The sequence below is a fragment of the Nocardioides ganghwensis genome, from assembly GCF_014779655.1.
Lineage (GTDB): Bacteria > Actinomycetota > Actinomycetes > Propionibacteriales > Nocardioidaceae > Nocardioides > Nocardioides ganghwensis.
In genome coordinates, this window is record NZ_JACXYX010000001.1 from 118,198 (window position 1) to 139,182 (window position 20,985).

General features: G+C 72.6%; 25 protein-coding genes. 13 read left to right on the forward strand and 12 right to left on the reverse strand.

Going from position 1 to position 20,985, the window contains the following annotated elements; translation table 11 throughout:
- Positions 1 to 116: 116 nt before the first annotated feature.
- Positions 117 to 1,253: a serine hydrolase domain-containing protein gene (locus tag IEZ24_RS00545; protein WP_129455254.1), complete on the forward strand. Its 1,137-nt coding sequence runs from the start codon at positions 117 to 119 to the stop codon at positions 1,251 to 1,253.
- Between the two features lie 24 nt (positions 1,254 to 1,277).
- Here IEZ24_RS00545 and IEZ24_RS00550 read toward each other — a convergent pair whose 3' ends face one another.
- The 3 genes from IEZ24_RS00550 to IEZ24_RS00560 are packed head-to-tail and all read right to left on the reverse strand — an operon-like array spanning position 1,278 to position 3,128.
- Positions 1,278 to 1,466: a hypothetical protein gene (locus tag IEZ24_RS00550; RefSeq protein ID WP_129455253.1), complete on the reverse strand. Its 189-nt coding sequence runs from the start codon at positions 1,464 to 1,466 to the stop codon at positions 1,278 to 1,280.
- Complete coding sequence (locus IEZ24_RS00555; RefSeq protein ID WP_129455252.1) at positions 1,459 to 2,244, reverse strand: phosphatase PAP2 family protein; 786 nt, start codon at positions 2,242 to 2,244, stop codon at positions 1,459 to 1,461. The genes IEZ24_RS00550 and IEZ24_RS00555 overlap by 8 nt, the downstream gene beginning before the upstream one ends.
- On the reverse strand, positions 2,241 to 3,128 hold the full coding sequence (locus tag IEZ24_RS00560; RefSeq protein ID WP_129455251.1) for a 2-oxo acid dehydrogenase subunit E2: 888 nt from the start codon (positions 3,126 to 3,128) through the stop codon (positions 2,241 to 2,243). The genes IEZ24_RS00555 and IEZ24_RS00560 overlap by 4 nt, the downstream gene beginning before the upstream one ends.
- Before the next feature lie 121 nt (positions 3,129 to 3,249).
- Between IEZ24_RS00560 and IEZ24_RS00565 the strand changes: the two genes are divergently transcribed.
- From IEZ24_RS00565 to IEZ24_RS00595, 7 genes are all read left to right on the forward strand, one after another.
- The gene (locus tag IEZ24_RS00565) at positions 3,250 to 4,194 is read left to right on the forward strand and encodes an ABC transporter ATP-binding protein (RefSeq protein WP_129455250.1); all 945 of its coding nucleotides are present in this window, start codon (positions 3,250 to 3,252) and stop codon (positions 4,192 to 4,194) included.
- An 8-nt stretch (positions 4,195 to 4,202) separates the two neighbouring features.
- The gene (locus tag IEZ24_RS00570; RefSeq protein ID WP_207206816.1) at positions 4,203 to 5,378 is read left to right on the forward strand and encodes an ABC transporter permease; all 1,176 of its coding nucleotides are present in this window, start codon (positions 4,203 to 4,205) and stop codon (positions 5,376 to 5,378) included.
- On the forward strand, positions 5,375 to 6,538 hold the full coding sequence (locus tag IEZ24_RS00575; protein WP_129455249.1) for an ABC transporter permease: 1,164 nt from the start codon (positions 5,375 to 5,377) through the stop codon (positions 6,536 to 6,538). Before IEZ24_RS00570 ends, IEZ24_RS00575 begins: the two co-directional genes overlap by 4 nt.
- A gap of 76 nt (positions 6,539 to 6,614) precedes the next feature.
- Positions 6,615 to 6,854, forward strand: coding sequence for a hypothetical protein (locus tag IEZ24_RS00580; protein ID WP_129455248.1), 240 nt, complete (start codon positions 6,615 to 6,617; stop codon positions 6,852 to 6,854).
- Positions 6,855 to 6,861: 7 nt separating this feature from the next.
- Positions 6,862 to 7,371: a mycothiol transferase gene (locus IEZ24_RS00585; protein WP_129455247.1), complete on the forward strand. Its 510-nt coding sequence runs from the start codon at positions 6,862 to 6,864 to the stop codon at positions 7,369 to 7,371.
- 83 nt (positions 7,372 to 7,454) lie between these two features.
- On the forward strand, positions 7,455 to 7,676 hold the full coding sequence (locus tag IEZ24_RS00590) for a hypothetical protein (RefSeq protein ID WP_129455246.1): 222 nt from the start codon (positions 7,455 to 7,457) through the stop codon (positions 7,674 to 7,676).
- 41 nt (positions 7,677 to 7,717) lie between these two features.
- Entirely contained in the window at positions 7,718 to 9,199 is a 1,482-nt protein-coding gene (locus IEZ24_RS00595; protein WP_129455245.1) for a cryptochrome/photolyase family protein, read from the forward strand.
- A 219-nt stretch (positions 9,200 to 9,418) separates the two neighbouring features.
- On the opposite strand, the gene IEZ24_RS00600 is transcribed toward IEZ24_RS00595, so the two are convergent.
- From IEZ24_RS00600 to IEZ24_RS00610, 3 genes are read right to left on the reverse strand one after another with little or no spacing between them, the layout of a single operon-like run.
- The gene (locus tag IEZ24_RS00600) at positions 9,419 to 10,150 is read right to left on the reverse strand and encodes a matrixin family metalloprotease (RefSeq protein ID WP_129455244.1); all 732 of its coding nucleotides are present in this window, start codon (positions 10,148 to 10,150) and stop codon (positions 9,419 to 9,421) included.
- A 45-nt stretch (positions 10,151 to 10,195) separates the two neighbouring features.
- Positions 10,196 to 10,543 carry a DUF7674 family protein gene (locus IEZ24_RS00605; protein WP_129455243.1) on the reverse strand — a complete coding sequence of 116 codons (348 nt, stop codon included), beginning with the start codon at positions 10,541 to 10,543 and terminating at the stop codon, positions 10,196 to 10,198.
- Positions 10,540 to 11,853, reverse strand: a complete 1,314-nt coding sequence (locus tag IEZ24_RS00610; RefSeq protein ID WP_129455242.1) for a WXG100-like domain-containing protein — start codon at positions 11,851 to 11,853, stop codon at positions 10,540 to 10,542. The genes IEZ24_RS00605 and IEZ24_RS00610 overlap by 4 nt, the downstream gene beginning before the upstream one ends.
- An 83-nt stretch (positions 11,854 to 11,936) precedes the next feature.
- Here IEZ24_RS00610 and IEZ24_RS00615 point away from each other — a divergent pair, with 83 nt between their 5' ends.
- Positions 11,937 to 12,695, forward strand: coding sequence for an MOSC domain-containing protein (locus tag IEZ24_RS00615; protein ID WP_129455241.1), 759 nt, complete (start codon positions 11,937 to 11,939; stop codon positions 12,693 to 12,695).
- On the opposite strand, the gene IEZ24_RS00620 is transcribed toward IEZ24_RS00615, so the two are convergent.
- The 3 genes from IEZ24_RS00620 to IEZ24_RS00630 all read right to left on the reverse strand — a co-directional run bounded on the left by IEZ24_RS00620 (position 12,685) and on the right by IEZ24_RS00630 (position 14,034).
- Positions 12,685 to 12,984 (reverse strand): WXG100 family type VII secretion target, encoded by a 300-nt coding sequence (locus tag IEZ24_RS00620; RefSeq protein ID WP_129455240.1) that lies wholly within the window; start codon positions 12,982 to 12,984, stop codon positions 12,685 to 12,687. The genes IEZ24_RS00615 and IEZ24_RS00620 overlap by 11 nt on opposite strands.
- Positions 12,981 to 13,310: a WXG100 family type VII secretion target gene (locus IEZ24_RS00625; RefSeq protein WP_129455239.1), complete on the reverse strand. Its 330-nt coding sequence runs from the start codon at positions 13,308 to 13,310 to the stop codon at positions 12,981 to 12,983. The genes IEZ24_RS00620 and IEZ24_RS00625 overlap by 4 nt, the downstream gene beginning before the upstream one ends.
- 64 nt (positions 13,311 to 13,374) lie before the next feature.
- Positions 13,375 to 14,034 carry a TetR/AcrR family transcriptional regulator gene (locus IEZ24_RS00630; RefSeq protein ID WP_242498486.1) on the reverse strand — a complete coding sequence of 220 codons (660 nt, stop codon included), beginning with the start codon at positions 14,032 to 14,034 and terminating at the stop codon, positions 13,375 to 13,377.
- Between the two features lie 124 nt (positions 14,035 to 14,158).
- Between IEZ24_RS00630 and IEZ24_RS00635 the strand changes: the two genes are divergently transcribed.
- Together IEZ24_RS00635 and IEZ24_RS00640 are read left to right on the forward strand one after the other, a co-directional pair.
- Positions 14,159 to 14,950 carry an SDR family NAD(P)-dependent oxidoreductase gene (locus tag IEZ24_RS00635; protein WP_129455237.1) on the forward strand — a complete coding sequence of 264 codons (792 nt, stop codon included), beginning with the start codon at positions 14,159 to 14,161 and terminating at the stop codon, positions 14,948 to 14,950.
- Positions 14,951 to 14,957: 7 nt separating this feature from the next.
- A complete protein-coding gene (locus IEZ24_RS00640; protein WP_129455236.1) occupies positions 14,958 to 16,511 on the forward strand; it encodes an acyl-CoA synthetase in 1,554 nt (517 codons plus the stop codon).
- Here IEZ24_RS00640 and IEZ24_RS00645 read toward each other — a convergent pair.
- Positions 16,477 to 16,791, reverse strand: coding sequence for a WXG100 family type VII secretion target (locus tag IEZ24_RS00645; protein WP_129455235.1), 315 nt, complete (start codon positions 16,789 to 16,791; stop codon positions 16,477 to 16,479). The two genes, IEZ24_RS00640 and IEZ24_RS00645, sit on opposite strands and share 35 nt — an antisense overlap.
- A 135-nt stretch (positions 16,792 to 16,926) precedes the next feature.
- On the opposite strand from IEZ24_RS00645, the gene IEZ24_RS00650 reads away from it, so the two are divergent.
- A complete protein-coding gene (locus IEZ24_RS00650; protein WP_207206815.1) occupies positions 16,927 to 18,294 on the forward strand; it encodes a GntP family permease in 1,368 nt (455 codons plus the stop codon).
- Entirely contained in the window at positions 18,291 to 18,833 is a 543-nt protein-coding gene (locus IEZ24_RS00655; protein WP_129455233.1) for a gluconokinase, read from the forward strand. Before IEZ24_RS00650 ends, IEZ24_RS00655 begins: the two co-directional genes overlap by 4 nt.
- Before the next feature lie 11 nt (positions 18,834 to 18,844).
- On the opposite strand, the gene IEZ24_RS00660 is transcribed toward IEZ24_RS00655, so the two are convergent.
- Both IEZ24_RS00660 and IEZ24_RS00665 read right to left on the reverse strand, forming a co-directional pair.
- On the reverse strand, positions 18,845 to 19,333 hold the full coding sequence (locus tag IEZ24_RS00660) for a TspO/MBR family protein (protein WP_224744649.1): 489 nt from the start codon (positions 19,331 to 19,333) through the stop codon (positions 18,845 to 18,847).
- A 28-nt stretch (positions 19,334 to 19,361) separates the two neighbouring features.
- On the reverse strand, positions 19,362 to 20,936 hold the full coding sequence (locus tag IEZ24_RS00665; RefSeq protein WP_129455232.1) for a bifunctional NAD(P)/FAD-dependent oxidoreductase/class I SAM-dependent methyltransferase: 1,575 nt from the start codon (positions 20,934 to 20,936) through the stop codon (positions 19,362 to 19,364).
- Positions 20,937 to 20,985 lie beyond the last annotated feature (49 nt).

A 20,985-nucleotide genomic window follows, 5' to 3' on the forward strand; every position in this document is an offset into this window, starting at 1 on the left:
CTCCGAGGGGTGTGATCCACGTCACACTGCCACCGCTCGGGTCGTTGCGGAATACCCCAGATGGGACTGCCCGTCCTCGGCCCCGCGACCACCGGCACGAGCGGTACGGTCGCCGCATGGCGGACCTCGAGGCGACGCTGCGGCCCTACGTCGACTCCGGCGCGATCCCGGGCCTCGTCGCCCTCGTCGCGCGGGGAGACGAGGCCGAGGTCGTCACCCTCGGCGAGCAGGACTCGAGCGGCACGCCGATGGCGCGCGACTCGATCTTCCGGGCCGCGTCGATCACCAAGCCGCTGACGGCCGCGCTGACGATGCTGCTCGTCGAGGACGGGCGCATCGACCTCGACGCCCCTGTCGGCGACCTGCTCCCCGAGCTCGCCGAGCCTCGGGTGCTGCGTACGTTCGACAGCCCGCTCGACGACACGGTGGCGTGCGCGCGGCCGATCACTGCCAGGCATCTGCTCACGGGGACGGCGGGGCACGGCTTCTGCACGTGGGACTCCGCCGTCACGCCGCTGCTCATCGAGCGGTTGGGCCAGGCCGCGGACGACATCCACGAGGTGCCCGCGCCCGACGAGTGGATGCGGCGGCTGTCGGAGATCCCGCTCATGCACCAGCCCGGCGAGGGCTGGACCTACAACGCCTCGTACGACGTGCTCGGCGTCCTCGCCGCGCGCGCGGCCCGGCAGGACCTCGCCGACGCGATGGCCGATCGCCTGCTCGAGCCGCTCGGGATGCACGACACCGGCTTCCACGTGCCGGACGAGGAACGCCACCGGTTCACCACGCTCCACGGCGCGAACGACGGCGCGAACGACGGCGCGCTCCCCGTGCGGGACGAGCCCGACGGCTGCTTCAGCCGCCCGCCTGCCTTCGCCTCCGGGTCGGGCGGGCTCGTCACCACGGCCGACGACTGGCTGGCCTTCGGCCGGACGCTGCTGGCGGACGGCGACGGGCTGCTGCAGCCGGAGTCGGTGCGGCTGATGATGACCGACCACACGACGCCACGGCAGCGAGAGCTGGGCGGGTTCTTCCTCGACGGCCAGGGCTGGGGGTTCGGCGGCGGTGTCGACACCGAGCTGCTCCACGAGTGGAACGTCGTCGGACGCTACGGCTGGGTCGGCGGCACCGGCACCGCGGCGTACGTCGACCCGCGTGCCGGCACCGTGTCGATCCTCCTCACCCAGGTCGAGCTCGGGGGCCCCGAGTCTGCGGGCGTGCTCGAGGCGTTCTGGACCGCCGCCGCCTCCTGAACGCCCTCGGCCGCCCGCGACCGGTCAGGCGCCCAGGGCGTCGAGCCCGTGGTAGACCGCGAACGCCGGCCAGACGATCCCCTCGAGGATCGCCAGGACGTGCTGCCAGAAGCCGTCGGCCTGCATCCAGAAGTAGACCCAGGCGCCGAACATGCCGATGCCGTAGATCGCGTTGCCCGCCTGTCCCGTGGTGCTGCCCGTGCGATCAGCCATGGTGTCCTCCCTCGTCGACGACGCTAGGCGGACGCGCGACCTGCTGGCAGGGCCGTTCGGCCTCCCCGTCCTCGGCACTCGACCCCACCCACCTCGCCGCCCCCAGCCCGACGACGGCGAGCAGCACCCCCGCCGGGAGGTCGAGGACCCAGTGGTTCGCCGTGGCCAGCACCACCCAGCACATGACGAGCGGGTGCAGCACGCACCAGGTCCGGAGGAGGAGCGACCGGGACAGCTGCCAGACCACCGCGCACACGACCACCAGGTAGCCGACGTGGAAGCTCGGCATCGCGGCGATCTCGTTGGCGATGCCGACCGGACGGGCGGCAGCGTCGACGGCCGAGGTGCTGATGGTGTCGGTGTAGCCGAGGTCGGTGAGGCGAGGCGGGGCGAGGGGCCAGAGGACGTACGCCGGCAGCCCGACGATCCCGCCCGCGAGCAGGGCGTTGCGCAGGAAGGCGTAGTCGCGGGGACGGCGGACGAAGAGGACGACCAGGGCCAGGGCGACCACGGGCAGGTAACCCCACACGTAGAACCAGGACGCGACGGTCGCCAGCCACGGCACGGCCTCGACGGAGTCCTGGGCCGCGTGCTCCCAGTCGAGGTGCAGGGACTCCTGCAGCGACAGCAGCGAGTGGGCGTGGGCCACCGCGACGTCGAAATCGTCGAGGGTGAGCCGGCGCGCCAGCAGGTTGACGAGCAGCGCCGCGCCGACCACGCCGACCTCGACCAGCACGCCCCGCAGCCCCGGGGCGCGCCGGAGCAGGAGCGGGCTCATCGCCGTGGCGGCCAGACCGGGACGATCTGCTCGACGGTGAGGGACGCGTCGGCGAGCAGCTCCGGCTCCGCGACCAGCCGCCGGATCACCTCGGACGTCTTCGCGAAGTAGAAGCCGTCGGTCGCGCGCTCGTCGAGGGTGTAGGCGACGTCGACGCACTGCCGCGCGACCACCGCACCGGACTCGTCGACCACCGGCTGCGGCGCCACGCGACCGATCGCGACGAAGGCGCTCGCGGTGCCGGTCTCGTAGAGGTGGTGGAAGGGCGGGTCGATGCCGATCGAGCCGGCGTGCACGACGTACACGCTGGTGTAGAGGGGGATCGCGTCGACCAGCCTGCGCGGCATCAGGTTGTGGTGGTCCAGGAGCCTCAGGCCGCCGGCGATGCCGGTGAGCACCGGCCGCGGCCACGACGCGAAGAAGTCGACCAGCCGGTCGTCGCCGCCGCGCTCGACGGCGGCCCGCTCGCGGCGTACGACGCCGTCGACGAGGCGGCGTACGTCGTCGACCGACTCCTCGCCGGTCAGCACGATCCGGGCCTCGGACTCCTCCGCCTCCTCGGTCATGCCCTGCTTGACGACGAACGAGACGGCGATCTCGTCGTGCTCGTAGGTGCGGCGACCGGCGATGAACCGGTTCGTCTGTGGGCGCAGCCGGATCGTGCGCCCGATCGCTGTCAGGAAGACGTGGAAGAGGGTCACCCGCTCGTCGCGGGTCCGCCCGGTGTTGGTCTCGTCGAGCCAGGTGAGGAGGGCGCCGACCTCGATCCGCTGCGTGAAGTAGACGAGCGACTCCGTGCGGGTGCGCATGAGGTAGGGGATCACGCGGCGCAGGGGCGGCAGGTCACCGACGTACGTGCCGTCGGAGCGCCGCTTGAGGGCCATGCTTCGACGGTAGTCCTGGTGGCCGGTCACGCGACGGCCAGAAGGCCCCTGATCCGTGACGTTCGTCCCTGACGCTCCCGCCACGCGGTCCCTAGCGTGAGGGCGACGGGGAGGAATGCAGATGACGGACGACGTGCTGGTGGTGGACTCGCTGGTCCGGCGCTTCGGTGACCTGACGGCGGTGGACGAGGTGTCCTTCCGCATCGCGCCGGGCGAGACGTACGGACTGCTCGGGCCCAACGGTGCCGGGAAGACGACGACGATCTCGATGGTCGCGGGGCTGATCGCCGCCGACGCGGGCACGGTCACCGTGGCGGGGCAGCCGATGACGCCGCGGACCACCGAGCCGAAGCGCCACCTCGGTCTGGTGCCGCAGGAGCTCGCGATCTACCCCGACCTGACCGGGCGGGAGAACCTCGCCCTGTTCGGCAAGCTCCAGGGCCTGCGCGGCGTCGAGCTCAAGGGCCGCGTCGACGAGGTGCTCACCCTGATCGGCCTCGCCGACCGCGCGAAGGACCGCAGCAAGGAGTACAGCGGCGGCATGAAGCGCCGCCTCAACATCGGCATCGGCCTGCTCAACCGGCCCACGCTGCTGATCCTCGACGAGCCGACCGTCGGCGTCGATCCGCAGTCGCGACACGCGATCCTCGAGTCCGTCGAGGCCCTGTCGGGCGAGGGCATGGCCGTGCTCTACACGACGCACTACATGGAGGAGGCCGAGCGGCTCTGCGACCGCATCGGCATCATCGACTCCGGCCGGCTGCAGGCCGAGGGCACGCGCGACGAGCTGATCCGGCTGGTCGGCGGCGTCGACACCATCCGGCTCGGCGGCAGTGGCGGCGACCTGACTGCGGCCGCCGAGGAGCTGCGCCTCATCCCCGGCGTCGAGCGGGTCGAGGCGGAACGACGATCCGCGATCCTGACCGTCAAGGACGCGCCGGCGCTGGTCGCGCAGGTGGTGGGGACGGCGTCCGCACGCGGCGTCACCCTCGCCGACGTCGAGATCGCCCGGCCCGACCTCGAGTCGGTCTTCCTGCACCTCACCGGCAAGGGCCTGAGGGACTAGGGGGACTCGTGCGCCAGCTGCTCGTCCTCACCGGCTCCGACCTGCTGCAACGACTGCGCGACAAGTCGGTCCTGATCTTCGCCCTCGTCGTGCCGATGGCGCTGATGTCGGTCTTCAACCTCGTCTTCAGCCAGGCCGACGACATCGAGATCAAGCCCCTGACAGTCGCCGTCAGCGCTCCGGCCGACGACGACCTCGCGGCGGTGCTCACCGACGTCCTGCGCTCCCTCGACGGCGCCGACGAGCTCGACGTGACGGTCGAGGAGGTCGACGAGGCCGCCGGTCGGCGGCAGGTCGAGGACGGCGACGCTGCCGTCGCGCTGCTGGTGCCGGACGGCTTCGGGCCGGCCGCGCGAGCCGGCGAGCCGGTCACCGTCGAGGCCGTACGCGGGGACGAGGCGGGACTCGAGGCCGACATCGTGCTGTCCGTCGTCGACGGTTTCCTCAAGCAGGTCGCCGCCGGCGCGGTCACCGCGCGTGCAGGACTGGCCGAGGGAGTCGCGATGACCGACGTCCCGGCGCTCGTCGAGCAGGCGACGACCGGCGGGCCGGCGTACGACCTCGTGCGCGGCGAGGCCTCCGACGAGCAGCTCGACGCGGGCGCGGCCCTGGTGGCGGGGCAGGCTGGCCTGTTCCTGCTGTTCACCGTCGGCTTCGGCGTCACCGGCCTGCTCGTCGACCGCGAGTCCGGCACGCTCGCGCGACTGCGGTCGATGCCGATCCCCGGCTGGGTGATCGTGGCGTCCAAGGCGCTGGTGAGCTTCGTGCTCGGCACCGTCGCCACGGCGATCCTGCTGGGGCTCGGCGGCTACCTCTTCGACGCGGACTTCGGCTCCGTCCCGGCGGTCGCCCTCCTGGTGCTGTGCGCGACCGCCGCTGGGACGTCGGTGATGTTCCTGATCGTGCGCGTGGCCCGGACCAGCGAGCAGGCCGGCATCGCGACCTCCATCGTCGCCCTGGTGCTCGGCATCGGGGGCGGCGCGTTCTTCCCCGTCAGCGCCACCGGCTCCCTCTCCCGGGTGCTCGACCTGAACCCGGTCGCAGCGCTGCTGCGCGGACTCGGCACCACCTCGGGTGGCGGCGGGCTGGGCGACATCGGCGTACCGGTCGCGATCATGCTGGGCTTCGTCGCGGTGATGCTCGTCGTCTCGCGGCTGGTGCCGGACCGGGGGGCGCTGTCGTGAGCAACGCGATCGTGGTCGCCGGCACCGAGCTGCGGCTCTTCCTGCGCGACCGCTCCAACCTGTTCTTCGTCTTCGTCTTCCCGCTGCTGCTGGTGCTGATGATCGGCCTCCAGTTCGGGGAGGGCGCCAGGTCAGGGCGGGTCGCCGTCAGCGGCGCCGGCTCCGACCTGCAGTCCGGGCTGGTCGAGCGGCTCGAGGACGACGACGTCGTGGTCTCCGACCTCGCCTGGGACGACGCGCTGGCGCTGCTCGCACGTGGCCGGCTGGACGCCGCAGTCCGGGTCGACGCGGCGGCAGCCACGGCGTACGACGCGGGGGAGGCCGTGACGCTCGAGGTCGTGCGCGGCTCGGCGGGCAACGCCCAGGTGGTCGAGCAACAGGTCCGCTCCGCGGTCGACTCCCTCCGCGCCGACCGGGGCAGGCTCCTCGCGCTGGAGGACGCGGGCGTGCCGCCCGATCGCGCCGCCTCCGCGGTCGAGGCCGCCGAGGGGCAGGTCGTCGCACCGGAGCTGGAGGTGACGAGCGTGGACCGGCTGAGCCAGGAGTTCGAGGGGATGGGGCAGTTCGAGTTCGGCGCCTCGGGCCAGCTGCTGCTCTTCACCTTCCTCGCCTGCCTCGGCGGCTCCGCGACGCTCATCCAGGCCCGGCGGCTGGGCGTCGTCTCGCGGATGCTCGCCGGACCGATGACGTCGGGCGAGCTGGTCGCCGGACAGATCCTCGGCCGGTGGGCGATCGCGCTCTTCCAGGGCGGCTACCTGATGGTGGCGACCAGCCTGATCTTCGGCGTCGACTGGGGGAACCTGCCGCTGGCACTGCTCGTCCTGCTGCTCTTCAGCCTCGTCGCCGCCGGGGCGGCGATCCTCCTCGGCACGCTCCTGGAGAACGAGGGTGCCGCCGCCGGAGCCGGGATCGGCTTCGGCCTGGTCCTCGCCGCGCTCGGCGGCTCGATGTTCCCCCTCGAGCTCTTCCCCGACACGATGCGGGCGATCTCGCGGATCACCCCGCACGCGTGGGCCTACGAGGCGCTGGCCGACATCCAGCGCCGGGACGGTGGGCTCCTCGACGTGCTGCCGCAGCTCGGCGTGCTGGCCGCGATGGCGCTCGCCCTCGCGGCTCTCGGTGGCTGGTCGCTGCGGCGGAGCCTGGCGCGGGCGATGTAGTCCCCGAGGAGTGAGCGAGGGTGGCACACCCCGACGGACGGTTGTCCTCAGCGGACGGCTGGCTAGCGTGGTCGGCATGACTGACGAGGAGAAGCAGGCGGCGATCGAGGCCGCGCAGCGAGTGGTCGACGAGGTCAGCTCCTACCAGTACAGCGCGGAGGACGCGACCATCGCCGACCAGCTCGACGAGGGCCTCGCGAAGGCGAAGGTGTCGCTCAGCGACGACGAGCGCACGCGCATCCTCGCCGAGATCGACGGCCTGAAGGACGAGAAGTCGGCGGCGCCGCAGGTCAGGTCCGCCACCCCGGCGGAGTGAGGCGGCCGTGGACGTACGCGGAGTGCTGACCGAGGCCTTCGGCAGGGTCACCGAGCTGTACGACGGCATCGCCGACGGTCTCGACGACGACGCCCTGGCGTACCGCCCCGGCGGCACCGGCAACCCGATCGGCTGGCTGCTGTGGCACCTCGCGCGGGTGCAGGACGACCACGTCGCCGCGCTCGCCGACCAGCCCCAGGTGTGGGAGCAGTGGCAGGAGCGGTTCGGCCTGCCCAACGGGACCGACGACATCGGCTACGGCCACACGAGCGAGCAGGTCGACGCGGTCCGCATCACCGACCCGGAGCTGCTCACCGGCTACCACCGCGAGGTCACCCTCGCGACCGCGCGCTACCTCCAGACGGTGGACGAGCGCGAGCTCGAGCGGGAGGTCGACCAGAGCTGGGACCCGCCGGTCACGGCCGGCGTACGCCTCATCAGCATCCTCGGCGACTGCCTCCAGCACCTCGGTCAGGCGGCGTACGTCAAGGGGTTGCTCGGGTCCCGCACCTCCTGACGCCCCCGGGCGGCGCGGCTGCGAGCAGCATTCTCGGGGTGAGGATGCCCCACAAGGCCGTCCGGAGGCGCATACTGGGGGTGATGACCTCCTCGAGTGGCCGACGGCCCAAGCACCTCCCCAGCAGCCCGTTCAAGCCCGCGGTCGACCCCGTGGTCGAGGTGTTCGAGGTGGGTGACCGGGTCACCCACGACATCTACGGCCTCGGCCAGGTGACGCACCTCGACAGCCACGCGGCCACCGTCGACTTCGGGGACAAGGCGGTCCGCATCGCGCACCCCTACCCCAAGCTGCACCACCTCTGAGCCGGCCCACCGCAGTTCTCCAGCCTGCCTAGGCTGACCGCATGACGACCCGGTGGCTCTTCGGCGACCAGCTCGGGCCGCACTTCGCCGCCGACCACCGCGGCCCCCTGTTGATGGTCGAGTCGACCGGCGTCTTCCGCCGCCGCCGCTTCCACCGGGCCAAGGCCCACCTGGTGCTGAGCGCGATGCGCCACCGCGCCGCGGAGCTCGGCGACCGGCTGACCTACGTCCAGGCCGAGACGTACGCCGAGGCGGTGCGCGAGCACGGCTCCGACGGAGGTGTCGAGGTCGTGCACCCGACGTCGTACGCCGCGCTCGGGCTGGTCGAACGGCTCGGCTGCACGGTGCTGCCGCCGCGCGGCTTCGCCACGGCGCGCGAGGACTTCGAGCGCTGGGCCGACGGGCGCCGCGGCAAGGGGCTGCTGATGGAGGACTTCTACCGGCGCGCCCGCCAGGCCCACGGCGTGCTGCTCGACGGCGGCGAGCCGGCAGGCGGGCAGTGGAACTTCGACCACGACAACCGCGAGCCACCGCCGAAGGGCGCCGACACGCTCGGTGTGACCGAGCCGTGGTGGCCGACCGAGGACGACATCGACGCCCAGGTCCGCGAGGACCTCGACCGGTGGGAGCGCGACGGTGAGGTGTCGTTCATCGGCCGCGACGGCCCGCGCATCTTCCCCGCCACCCGGCGGGAGGCGCTGGCCGCGCTCGACCACTTCGTCGAGCACCGGCTGCCGGACTTCGGGGCGTACGAGGACGCGATCCTCGAGGGTGACCCGTGGATGGCCCACAGCCTGGTGAGCGCCCCCATGAACCTCGGCCTGCTCGACCCGCTCGAGGTCGTCGAGCGGGCGGAGGAGGCGTACCGGAGCGGCGCGGCGCCGATCGCCAGCGTCGAGGGGTTCGTCCGGCAGGTCATCGGCTGGCGCGACTACGTCTGGCACGTCTACTGGCACATGGGCGACGGCTACCGCCGGGAGAACTCCCTCGCGGCGCGCGAGCGGATCCCGAAGTGGTTCGCCGAGCTGGACGGTGCTGCCACCGACGCGCGCTGCCTGTCGCACACCCTCGACCAGGTGGCCGAGCACGGCTGGGTGCACCACATCCCGCGGCTGATGGTGCTGGGGTCGTACGCCCTGCAGCGCGGCTGGGCGCCGACGCAGGTCACCGACTGGTTCCACCGGGCGTTCGTCGACGGCTACGACTGGGTGATGGTGCCCAACGTCGTCGGCATGTCGCAGCACGCGGACGGCGGCCGGATGATGACGAAGCCCTACACCTCCGGCGGCGCCTACATCGACAAGATGAGCGACCACTGCGGATCGTGCCGCTTCGACCCCAAGGTGCGGGTGGGGGACGACGCGTGCCCGTTCACCGCGGGCTACTGGTGGTTCCTCGACCGGCACCGCGAGACCTTCGAGGGCAACCACCGGATGTCGCGGGCGGTCACGGGGCTCGACCGGCTCAAGGACCTCGACGGGCTCGTCGCGCAGGAGGACGCGCGCGGCAACCGCGCACCCTGAGTCACGGCCTTCGGGCACCATGAAGGCAGTTCGCGACTCGCGGCGGCTGACTGAGCGTGGGACCGGCAGCCCGACGCGCGAACTGCCTTCATGGTGCGCGGCTCGGGGACCACGGAGGCAGTTCGCCGTTCGGGCCAGCCGGCCGAGCGTGGCGGGCGCTGGCGACGGTTCGAACTGCCTACGTCAGTCGGTCCGCGTACGGGCTCGCCCCTCGCCTGGTCAGCCGCAGGGGAGCGAGCCGAGCCGGGCGAGGCCCTCGCGGTCACCGGGGCCGAGCTCGACCTGCCCGGTGTTGTCGGCGTACATCAGCTCCATCGGCTCCTTCACGTGCCCCAGGCCGATGACGTGCGCGACCTCGTGCAGCACGATCGCCTCCATCACCCGCGGCTGCTGGGCGACGGCCGTCGGCGTGAACGCCTCGACGTCGAGGACCACGCTGCCGCTGACGAACCGCAGCCGGCCCGCCGAGTCGCTCTCTGCGACGGCACCGCCGACGCCGGCCACCTGCCCGGCGAGGTCGGGGTACTCGCGCGGGTCTCCCCACCCGATGACGACGGGGTCGGGGCGTCCGAACAGCTTCACCCCGTCGGGGAACGGGCGGTCGTCGGTCTCGCCCTCGTCGGCGAAGGACAGGCCGGTCGCCGCACTCGCCCGCCGCAGCGCCTCGGTGACGAGCCCGCGTCCGCCGGGGGGCTCGCCGGCCGGGTTGACCCGGTAGCGGATCTCCTCGCACGGGTCCCACCCGACGGGCGCGTCGCTGTCGGGCTGGGTCATCGCCCAGGTGTACGCCCCTCCCGCGCGCACGACCTCGGGTGCGGGCAGCGGCCGCTCCGCGCCGATCCCGATCGCGCGGCGGGCGCCCTCCAGCTGCTCCGCGGGATGCCACGTCACGACAGCCGCCAGCATCGCTGCGGTGACCACGAGGGTCAGGCGGGTCGAGGAGCGGGACACCCGGACAGTGTGGCGGGTGGGTGGGAGTGTGGGAGTGCTTCCGGGTCAGGAGACCAGGCCGAGATCGCGGGCTACGGAGGTCAGCTCTGGCCCGAGTCGAAGCAGCAGCGCGGCACCCTCGGGCGGGTAAGGGATCGTCTCGACGAAACCCAGACCGATCAGGTCCTTCTCAGCAGGCTCGGCCGCTGCGAACTCCCGCTCCAGCCAGTCCACGACCTCGCCCACGAGCTCGGGGTCGTCGGCGTTGGTGGCCTGCGTCCATCGAGCGATGTCGGCCATGACGAGGTAGGGAAGCAGTTCACCTTCCTGGTCGGCGAGGTGCTCCGCCATCACAGGCTCCAGCTGTGGGAAGGACGCAACCAGGCGGCGCACCAGCTCTTCGGACGCGGTCATGACTGGAGTGCCTCTCTGAGCTCGTCGGCAATTTGCTGGGCGATCCTGTGATCGGACGGGTCTGCATCTGAATTGTGTCGCAGCCACTTGTCCAAACCGCGCAAGGTCTCCTCGCCCTTGATGATGTGACGACGACCGTGCACGGAATCACCGGTACGCAGCTCATGCCTGATTGCGTCCATGGTGGTGCCGTCACCGATGCGCTGCGGGTTGTCCACTCCCTTGAAGAGCTGGTCGACGTAGTTGCCGAGCTTCTGGTCCTCGACCTCCGGCTTGGGGCGTCCCGGCGTACGAGCCCGGCCTCCCCACCCCAGCGGGTGCTTCACGCTCCCGACTTCGTCCCGCGCCGGCACTCGGACGAACTTCTCGAGCCGCGCCCGCAACGCAGCGAGCTCGTCGACGACCCGCTCGATCCGCGCGGCAGCGGCGGCAGCGCCCGCGCGCAACGCGGTCAGGAGGGTGAAGAACCGTGGTGCCTGGGCGCGCACCCGGGCCGCGGCTGCCGCCATCGCCACCCCGCCGCCGAAGCCTCCGGAGAGGCCCGCGACCACGACCGAGATGGCCGCACCCTCGACCACCATCTGGCCGACCTCGGCGAGCAGCGCACGCGTACGGTCCCGGGCCGCGTCGACCGATTCGGCGTACTCCTCGCAGGCGGTCGCGAGCTCGGACAGCTGCCACGCGGTGTCGCCGATCACCGTGGTGAGCTCGCCGAGGGCGTCGACGGCGAGCGGGACCTCGGGGGAGCGCTGCTGCTCGACCAGCGCGACGGCGGCGTCGACGTGGTCGGCGAGCCCGGCAGTCGACGCAGCCGCGCGCCGCCAGGCGGAGGCGGTCGCGCGGAGTCGTCCCACGTCGGCGGACGGCCACGCGAAACCCTCGACCTGGTCGAGGATCCACCGGTCGACCACCCCGAGTGACGGCTCCTGCGCGCCGAGGCTGGAGGGAGGCGACGCCGGCTGGACGCGTACGTACGCGTCGTCGTCGAGACTGCCGCCGGCGTAACCGAGGGTGCGCGGCCGTCCGGCTGCGGCCGACTCGGCGCGTACGTGGTTGTCGCCGGTCGCTGCGAGCAGGCGGCCGGCGCCGGTGAAGGCGTGGGTGAGGTCGGCCATCGCTGCGAGCGCCTCGGCGGCAGCGCCGTCGTACGCCCGCGAGAACCCCCCGCTGGTCGCGTCGTCGCCGGCCATCCCCGCGCACCCCGCGAGCCGCGTGGCGAGGGACTCGGTCAGCACGGCGCTGGTGTGGTTGGCCGTCAGGCACGCGTCCGCCGCCCGGGTGAACCCGCCGCACTCCACTGTGATCCGCACGGGCACCAGCCTTCGTTCCGTACGGTGCCTCCCGCCAGAGGGTCGCAATGATCTGTGGACAACCGGCGTGGAACGATCGGCCCATGCCCGCCACCCACGTCGTACGCCGGGCCGGGTTCGCGCCGGTCAAGGGCATGCGGCACCTCGACCTCGACGAGGTCGTCCTCGACGAGCAGGGCGCGGTCGGCGACCGGGCGTGGTGCCTCGTCGACGTCGAGCAGGCCCGTGTGCTGAAGACCGTGCAGCATCCGTCGTTGATCGGTGTCGTCGCGCGGACGCAGGGGGACGAGCTGGAGCTGACCCTCCCGACCGGCGAGTCCGTGAGCGCACCCACCCCGCCGAGCGGCGAGGACGTCACGTGCGACTACTGGGGCCGACCCGTCGCGCTCGCGTTGACCGACGGCCCGCACGCCGAGCTGCTGTCCGGCTGGCTGCACGAGCCCGTGCGCCTCGCTGCCGCCCCGCGTGGCGGGGTCGTGTTCGCCGACCCGGTCACGCTCGTCGGCACGGCGTCGCTGCGCGACCTGGCCGCACGGGTCGGGCACGAGGACGTACGCCACCAGGCCGCGCGCTTCCGGGCGACCCTCGTCGTCGAGACCGAGGAGCCCTACGTCGAGGAGTCGTGGGCGGGGCAGGAGCACGTCGTCGGTGAGGCGACGCTGCGGATCGGCGGCCCGGTCCCGCGGTGCGCCGTCATCGACCACCACCCGGTCACGGGGGAGAAGGACGTCCGGCTGCTCAAGGCGCTCGCCCGGGACCGTCCGCTGAACAGCGCCGGCGAGCCGATGCTCGGGGTCTATGCCACGTGCGTGCGACCCGGCCGGGTGGGCGTCACGCGCTGACCTGCTGCCAGAGCGCGAGGTTGGCCTCGACCGCGGAGGAGTAGTGGCTGTCCGCGGCGGCGACGATCGTCCGCATCGCGGCAAGCGCCGTCACCATGTCGGCGCACTCGTCGCGCCAGGAGCCGTACGCCACCTCCTGCGCCGCGCTCGCGTGCCCGAGCCACTGGTGCTGCACCTTGGCCTGTGCGTCGTCGATGTCGCCGGCGAGCTCGAGGAGGTCGCGCTGGCAGCTCGCGAGCTCCGCGACGACGCTGCGCAGCTCGGCGAGGTCGACGTCGAAGGCGGTCACCCCAGGCGCCCTTCGAGGTGTCCGGCCATCGCGCGGGGGTGCTGCGAGGCGCCGGTGTCCGCCGCGACGAGGTCGCCGCGTGCGCCGGCGAGCGCGGCAACGTCGCCGCCGAGGTCGGCGACGACCGAGGAAGCGGCGGAGCTCCACGTCGCCCACTGCGAGCCGAACGCCGTCGCCGCCTCCCCGTGCCAGGTCGAGAGCAGTCGCTCGACGGACGCCTCAGCTGTCCGGCGGCGTGCGTCGAGCTCCCTCAGACGGTCGTCGAGCAGGGTGGCGGCGGCCGCGTGGGCGGTCGGATCGAGGTGGACGGTTCCCGAGGTCGTCATGCCCCGATCGTGGTCAGTCGCACGGCGCGGCGACACCCCCGCACCCGGATCTGTGGAGAACTCCTCAGCCCAGCAGCGACGGCATCAGCGTGTGCACCCGAGCGGTCAGCACCGACAGCACGTGCTCGCGCTCGGTGTCCGGGCCGGTCGCCCAGGCGAGCAGCGACTGCGCGAAGAGCCCGTCGAGCATGCCGTAGCAGGTCGAGGAGTCCACGGACGGCGCCCGGCCGGCGAGCTCGGCGTACCGCGAGACCACCCGCCAGATCATCTGCTCGAGCTGGCCGTCGATCTCGAGGACCACCTCACGCAGCGCGGGCTCGAACATCGACTGGTTGCGCAGGTCGTACCAGAGCTGGTGCATCGGGCCCTCCTCGCGGATGGTCCCGGCCAGCTTCTCGGCGAAGCGCGACTGCAGCTCGGCCGCGGTGGTGGACGACGCCACGATCTCGTCGTAGCGCGTCACGCAGGTGCGCTTGTAGTGGCGCACGCAGGAGGTGATCAGCTCCTCCTTGCTGGAGAAGTAGTAGTGCACGACCCCGTGCGAGAACGGTGAGCGCTGGGCGATCTCGCGCAGCGAGGTCTTCGCGTAGCCCAGCGTGCCGAGGGTGACCAGCGCCGACTCGGCGAGCTGCTCGCGCCGGTCCTCGTGCTTGCTCGGCCGCTCCGCCGACGGCGCAGCCGGGTCGGCTGCGGGCTCGGCGACGGAGCGGGCGGGGGTCGGCACGCGCGGCATCCTACGCGCGCCGCAGGGGGTGGGACGGACCAGTGGAAGATTTTCTTGACAGTCGTCAAGACGTGCGGTCAGTGTGATGGCCATCACTCGCCCCCGCAGCCCTGAGGAGACCTCGATGACCGCAACGGACCTGACCGGACGCGTCGCACTCGTCACGGGAGGCGCCCAGGGCCTGGGCGAGGGCATGGCCCGCGCCCTGGCGGCCGCGGGCGCCCGCGTGATGATCGCGGACGTCAACGAGGCGGGGGCCGAGACCGCCGCGGGCCTCGGTGACGGGCACGGGTTCGTACGCCTCGACGTCACCGACGAGGCCGGCTGGGAGGCGGCCGTCCAGGCCACCGTCGACCAGCTCGGCGGCCTCGACGTCCTCGTCAACAACGCCGGCGTCGAGATCACCAGTCTCCTCACCGAGGTGCAGGTCGACGACATCCGCACGATGCTCGACGTCAACGTCCTCGGCACCACCCTCGGGCTCAAGCACGGCCTGCGCGCCATGCGCCCCGACGGTGCGGCCGGCAAGGGCGGCTCGATCATCAACATCTCGTCGGTGGCCGCGACGATCGCCTTCCCCGCGATCGCGGTCTACAGCGGCACCAAGTCCGCGGTCGACCGGCTCACCCGCGTCGCGGCGATGGAGTCCGGCAAGCTCGGCTACGGCGTACGGGTCAACTGCATCTACCCGGGCCTGGTGCCGACCGCGATGGGTGCCGGGCTCGCCAACGACATGGCCTCGCTCGGGCTCTACGGCAGCCCCGAGGAGGCCGTCGGCGCCGTCATCGAGCTGACCCCTTCGGGACGCCTCGGCGAGGTCGACGACATGGCGGACGCCGTGGTCTTCCTCGCCTCCGACGCGTCGCGCTTCATCAACGGGGCCGGGATCCCGGTCGACGGCGGCATGGGCATGTGAGGGGCCGATGCGGCTGCACGACTACCTGGACAAGGGCGCGAGCCTGGGCGCCGAGCGCCCCTGCCTGACCACCGACGGCACCACGCGGTCGTACGCCGAGGTGGTCGGGCTGTCGCACGAGGTCGCGGCGGCGCTCCTCGGGTGCGGCGTGGCCGAGGGGTCGCGCGTCGCGGTCCTCTCCGCCAACGACCCGGTGGCCTTCACCTGCGTGTTCGGCATCAGCCGCGCCGGAGCCGTGTGGTGCCCGATCAACCCCCGCAACGAGGCCGCGGAGAACCGCGAGCTGCTCGAGCTGTTCGACACCGAGGTGGTGCTCTACCAGTCGGGGTTCGCCCCGCTCGTGGCCGCGATCCGCGACGACCTGCCCGGGATCCACACGTGGGTCTGCCTCGACGCCGCGGACCAGGGGTCCCTGGCGCGGCAGGAGTTCCTCGACCGCGGCGCCGGCGTCGACGTGCCGGAGCGCATCGCCCCGCCCGGCCCGGGGGAGCTCGCGATGCTCGTCGGCACCGGCGGGACCACCGGCCGGCCCAAGGGCGTGATGCTCACCCCCACCAACCTCGAGACGATGACGGCGCTGACCCTGATGGGCTACCCGTTCGACGGCCCGCCGGTCTACCTCGCGCTCGCGCCGCTCACCCATGCGGCCGGCGTGCTGTGCTTCCCGGTGATGTCGCTGGGCGGCGAGGTCGTGATCATGCGCGCGCCCGACGTCGGAGGGTTCCTGCGCCTCGTGCAGGAGCACGGCGTCACCCACACGTTCCTGCCGCCGACCCTGATCTACATGGTGCTCGGCCACCCCGACCTGGACTCCACCGACCTCGGCAGCCTGCAGTGCTTCTGGTTCGGCGCGGCGCCGATGTCGGCCTCCCGGCTCGAGGAGGCGCTCACGAGGATCGGACCGGTGATGGCGCAGCTCTTCGGCCAGACCGAGGCGCCGATGATGATCTCGATGATGCCGCCGGCCGACCACCTCCGCGCCGACGGCTCCGTGGCCACCGAGCGGCTCACCAGTGCGGGGCGACCGGCGCCCCTGGTGCGGGTGGCGATCCTCGACGAGCACGACCGCCCGGTGCGGCCGGGGGAGCGCGGTGAGATCTGCGCACGGTCGTCGCTGGTGATGGCCGGCTACTGGAAGGACCCGGAGGAGACGGCGCGGACGCTGCGCAACGGCTGGCTGCACACCGGCGACATCGGGTTCGTCGACGAGGAGGGCTTCCTCCACATCGTCGACCGGGCCAAGGACATGATCATCACCGGCGGATTCAACGTGTACTCGACCGAGGTCGAGCAGGCGGTCCTCGCCCACGAGGCCGTCCAGGACTGCGCGGTGGTCGGGCTGCCCGACGACAAGTGGGGCGAACGTGTCGCGGTCGTCGTCCAGCCGCACCCGGGGGCGTCCGTCGACCCCGACGACCTCCGGTCCTTCGTCAAGCAACGCATCGGGTCGGTGAAGGCACCCAAGGACGTCCACGTGTGGCCGGACCTGCCGCGCTCGAAGGTCGGCAAGGTGCTCAAGGCGGAGATCAAGACCCGGATCGTGGGCGGGGCGCCTGGCTGACCGCACGAGCGTCGGTCAGGTCCTCGCGGGCGAGGTCGAGAACACCGATGAGCGCCGACAGCGAGTCGATGACGTCGTTGGCGGCGAGGTCCCAGTCCTGCCAGCCGGACTGCTGGTGGAGGACGGCGCCGCCCTGCCACGAGGCGAGGAGCGCGTCCACGCTGCGCTCGGCGACCCGGCGTCGCGCGTCGATGTCGGCGAGCCGGTCGGACAGGCGGTCGGCGGGCGTACGGCCGTGCCGGTCGCGCCGGTCGTGCTGGAGGTGCCCCGACAGGATCATGTCTCGACCATCACCCGCGCACATGGCGCACCGACAGGCCCTTGACCGGATCTGTGGAGAACCGAGACGTGTCCTTCCGCCGCCGCAGGGGCCTAGGGTGGGGCTTCCCCACTCGGAGGTAATCACGTGGATCCCATGACTCCCGTCCATGGCGCCGGCACGCTCCTGGTGATCGCGGCCCTCGCCGTCGCCGTGCTGCTGGTGCTCATCATCGCCCTGCGGATGCACGCCTTCGTGGCGCTCGTCCTCGTCAGCCTGGCCACAGCCATCGTCGCCGGCGTCCCCGTCGCCGACGTGCCGGCGGTCGCGATCGGAGCGTTCGGCTCCACCCTCGGCGCGGTGGCGCTGCTCGTCGGCCTCGGAGTGATGATCGGGCGCATCCTGGAGGTCACGGGTGGCGCCCAGGTGCTGGCCGACACCCTGATCAGCCGCTTCGGCGAGAAGCGCGCACCGCTGGCGCTCGGCATCGCGGCGCTGCTCTTCGGCCTCCCGATCTTCTTCGACGCCGGCCTGGTCGTCTTCCTGCCGATCATCTTCTCGGTCGCCAAGCGCTTCGGCGGCTCCGTGCTGATGTACGCCCTCCCCGCGGCCGGTGCCTTCGCCGCGATGCACGCGATCGTGCCGCCGCACCCCGGACCGGTCACCGCCGCCACCGAGATCGGCGCGAGCATCGGCCTCACGCTGGTGATCGGCGTCGTCGCCGCGGTCGTCGCCTGGGCGGTCGGCGTGTACGCCGTCACGCTCGGCTGGCTCGGCAAGATCCACGTGCCGATCGACGACTCGGTCCTCACCGGCGGCCGCGCGCCCGACGAGGGCGACCGCCCCGCGTTCGTCCACGTCCTCGCGATCCTGCTGCTGCCGTTGGTGCTGATCAGCCTCAACACCGTCCTCACCACGCTGCGGGCCAACGAGACGATCGAGGCCGAGGGCGGGTTCGTCGACGCGCTCGTGTTCATCGGCCAGACGCCCGTGGCGCTGCTGATCGCCCTGCTCGTCGCGACGTACACCCTCGCCGTGCGCCACCACTCGCGCGCCGAGGTGGAGGACCTCCTCAACGACGCGCTCGGCCCGATCTGCGCGATCATCCTCATCACCGGCGCGGGCGGGATGTTCGGCGGCGTGCTGCGCTACAGCGGCATCGGCAGCGCCCTCTCGGACTCGCTCGCCGACCTCGGCCTGCCGCTGATCGTGTCGGCCTTCGTCATCGCCACCATCCTGCGCGTCGCCCAGGGCTCCGCGACGGTCGCACTCACCACGACCGCCGGGCTGCTCTCGGCGGCGGTGGTCGACGCCGACCCGTCCTCGCTGCAGCTCGTCGCGCTCGTGCTGGCGATCGCGGCCGGCGCCACGGTGCTGTCCCACGTCAACGACTCGGGCTTCTGGCTGGTGAGCAGGTTCTTCGGGATGGACGTCAAGACCACCCTGAAGACCTGGACGGTGATGGAGACGACCCTGGGCGTGAGCATCTTCGTCCTCGCGCTCGGCATCTGGGCGGTCGGATGAACGCACTCCACGAGTCGAGCACGCCCCGCCCGTTCCACCTCGTCTTCATGGGCGTCTCCGGATCGGGGAAGTCCACGGTGGCGCGCGCGGTGCAGGAGCGGCTCGGCTGGGAGATGGCCGAGGGTGACGACTTCCACCCGCCCGAGAACGTCGCGAAGATGAGCGAGGGCACGCCCCTCACCGACGCCGACCGCTGGGGCTGGCTGGAGTCCCTGGCCGCCTGGACCGCGGAGCGCGAGGCCCGCGACGAGCCGACGATCATGGCGTGCAGCGCCCTGCGCCGGAGCTACCGCGACGTGCTGCGCCGCGGCGGCGAGGGCACGTTCTTCGTCCACTGCACCGGCGACAAGCACATGCTCCTCGACCGGATGAACGCCCGTGACCACTTCATGCCGCCGAGCCTGCTGGAGTCGCAGCTCGACACCCTCGAGCCGCTCGGCCCCGACGAGGCGGGGATGGACGTCGACCCGGCGCTGCCGGTCGACCGGCTCGCCGCGATGGTGCTGGCGCGGCTCGGGCTGTCCGAGCGGGGTCGCTAGCCGCAGCCTCGCTAGTCGAGGACCACGATGCCGGCGTTGAGCGCGGTGGCGAAGCAGGTCCACGCGAGGTAGGGCACGAGCAGCCACGCCGCGGCCCGTACGCGCCGCCACGCCAGCGCCACGAGCACGGCCACCGCCACGTCGAGGGCGACGATGTCGACCAGCGCCAGGACGTACTGGTCGGCGCCGAAGAACAGCGGCGTCCACGCCAGGTTGAGCACCAGCTGGCCGGCCCACAGCCACAGCACGCCGTCCCAGCCGCCCGCGCGCCACAGCAGCCACCCGGCGACGCCGATGAAGAGGTAGAGCACGGACCACACCGGCCCGAACAGCCACGGCGGCGGCGCGAACACCGGCAGCTCCAGTGCGCGGTAGGTCGCCTGCGCGGAGGAGGCGGCCAGCCCGCCGACCCCGGCCACCGCGACCACGGCGACCAGGAAGGGGATGAGCGTCCACCACTGGCGGGCGGGCGGCACGAGCGGCATCTCCCGAGAGCTCATGTCGCCATCATGCCGACCCGCCCCACGCTCACGACCTGCGTCGGGCCCTGAGCACCGCGTCGGCGACGGCGATCTCCTCGCCGGTGTGCGGGTGGGCCTGCGTGCGCGGCCGCGCCTCGCACACCTCGACCTCGAAGTCGTCCGGGAGCGCCGGCACCAGCTGGTCGGCGGTGAACATGAACGTGTCGTGCCCGTGCCGCAGCCCGGTGGCCAGGTCGTCGGGGTGGTGCCCGACGACCAGGAGGGTGCCGCCCGGTGCCACCGCGGACGCGAGCCGGCGTACGACGTCGGGCATGCCGCCGTCGGGCAGGTGGAAGAAGTGGGAGGTGACGAGGTCCCACGTCTCGCCGGCGGGGTCGAAGGCGCGCACGTCGAGGCGGCGGGTCTCGACGCGGTCGCCCACGCCGGCCTCCGCCGCGTGCTCGGCGACCCGGGCCAGGGCGGCGTCGGCGAAGTCGACGGCTGTGACCTGCCACCCCTGCGAGGCGAGCCAGATCGCGTCGCCGCCCTCTCCGCACCCGATGTCCAGGGCGCGGCCGGGGGCGAGCGACGGCGCCTCCGCGGCGAGCTGGACGTTGACCTTGCCGCTCCAGACGCGGTCACCGGAGTAGCGCTCCTCCCACGCCGGGCGCTCGAAGAACCCGTCCCGGCGGGCCTGCACCGCGCGCGCGGCGTCGGCGGACGCGAGCTCGGCGTTGATCCAGGCGCCGACGCGGGTGCCGTGGGCCGCGGACGCGACCAGGATCATGGAGATGTCGGTGGCGTTGCCGGCCGCGAAGACGCCGGGGACCGACGTGGCGCCGGTCGGCTCCACCTCGAGCACCGAGCCGAGGACGAGCCCGTTCATCTCGAAGGGCTTCGGCTCGATGCCGAGCGGGCCGAGGAAGTCGGCGCGGACGTGGGGCTGCGAGGCCACGACGACGGCGTCCCGCTCGAGGACCGAGCCGTCCGTCAGCCGCAGCCCGACGAGGGCGTCGCCGTCGTCGGTGGCGACGACCTCCTGCGGAGTGCCGTGGACGAACCGGACGCCGATCGCGCCGAGCCTCTCCATCTCCTCGTCGGGGATCTCGGCACCGTCGTGCACCACGACCACCACGTCGTCGGAGAGCTGGCGGAACAGCAGGGCCTGGTGCCCGGCCATCGGGCTGGTGGCGAGGACGGCGATCGCCCGGTCGCGCACCTCCCAGCCGTGGCAGTAGGGGCAGTGCAGGACGTCCCGGCCCCACCGGGCCGCGAGGCCGGGCACGTCGGGCAGGTCGTCGACGACGCCGCCGGTGACGAGCACCCGGCGGGCGCCGAAGCGGCGACCGCCCGCGGTCGTGACGAGGAAGTCGTCGACCTCGCCGGAGAGTCCGACCACCCGGTCGGTGAGCACCTCGACGCCGTACTGCGCCACCTCGCGGCGGCCGATCTCGAGCAGCTCCAGCGGGGGGACGCCCTCGCGGCCGAGGTAGTTGTGGGCGTGGTCGGCAGGGGCGTTGCGGGGCTCGCCTGCGTCGATGACCAGCACCGAGCGCCTCGACCGGCCCAGGGCCGTCGCACCGCTCAGGCCGGCTGCACCGCCACCGACCACCACCACGTCGTAGGTCTTCATCTCAGTCATGACGTCGATGCTGCACCCCGTTCGCCGTACTGACAAACATTATTGCCGC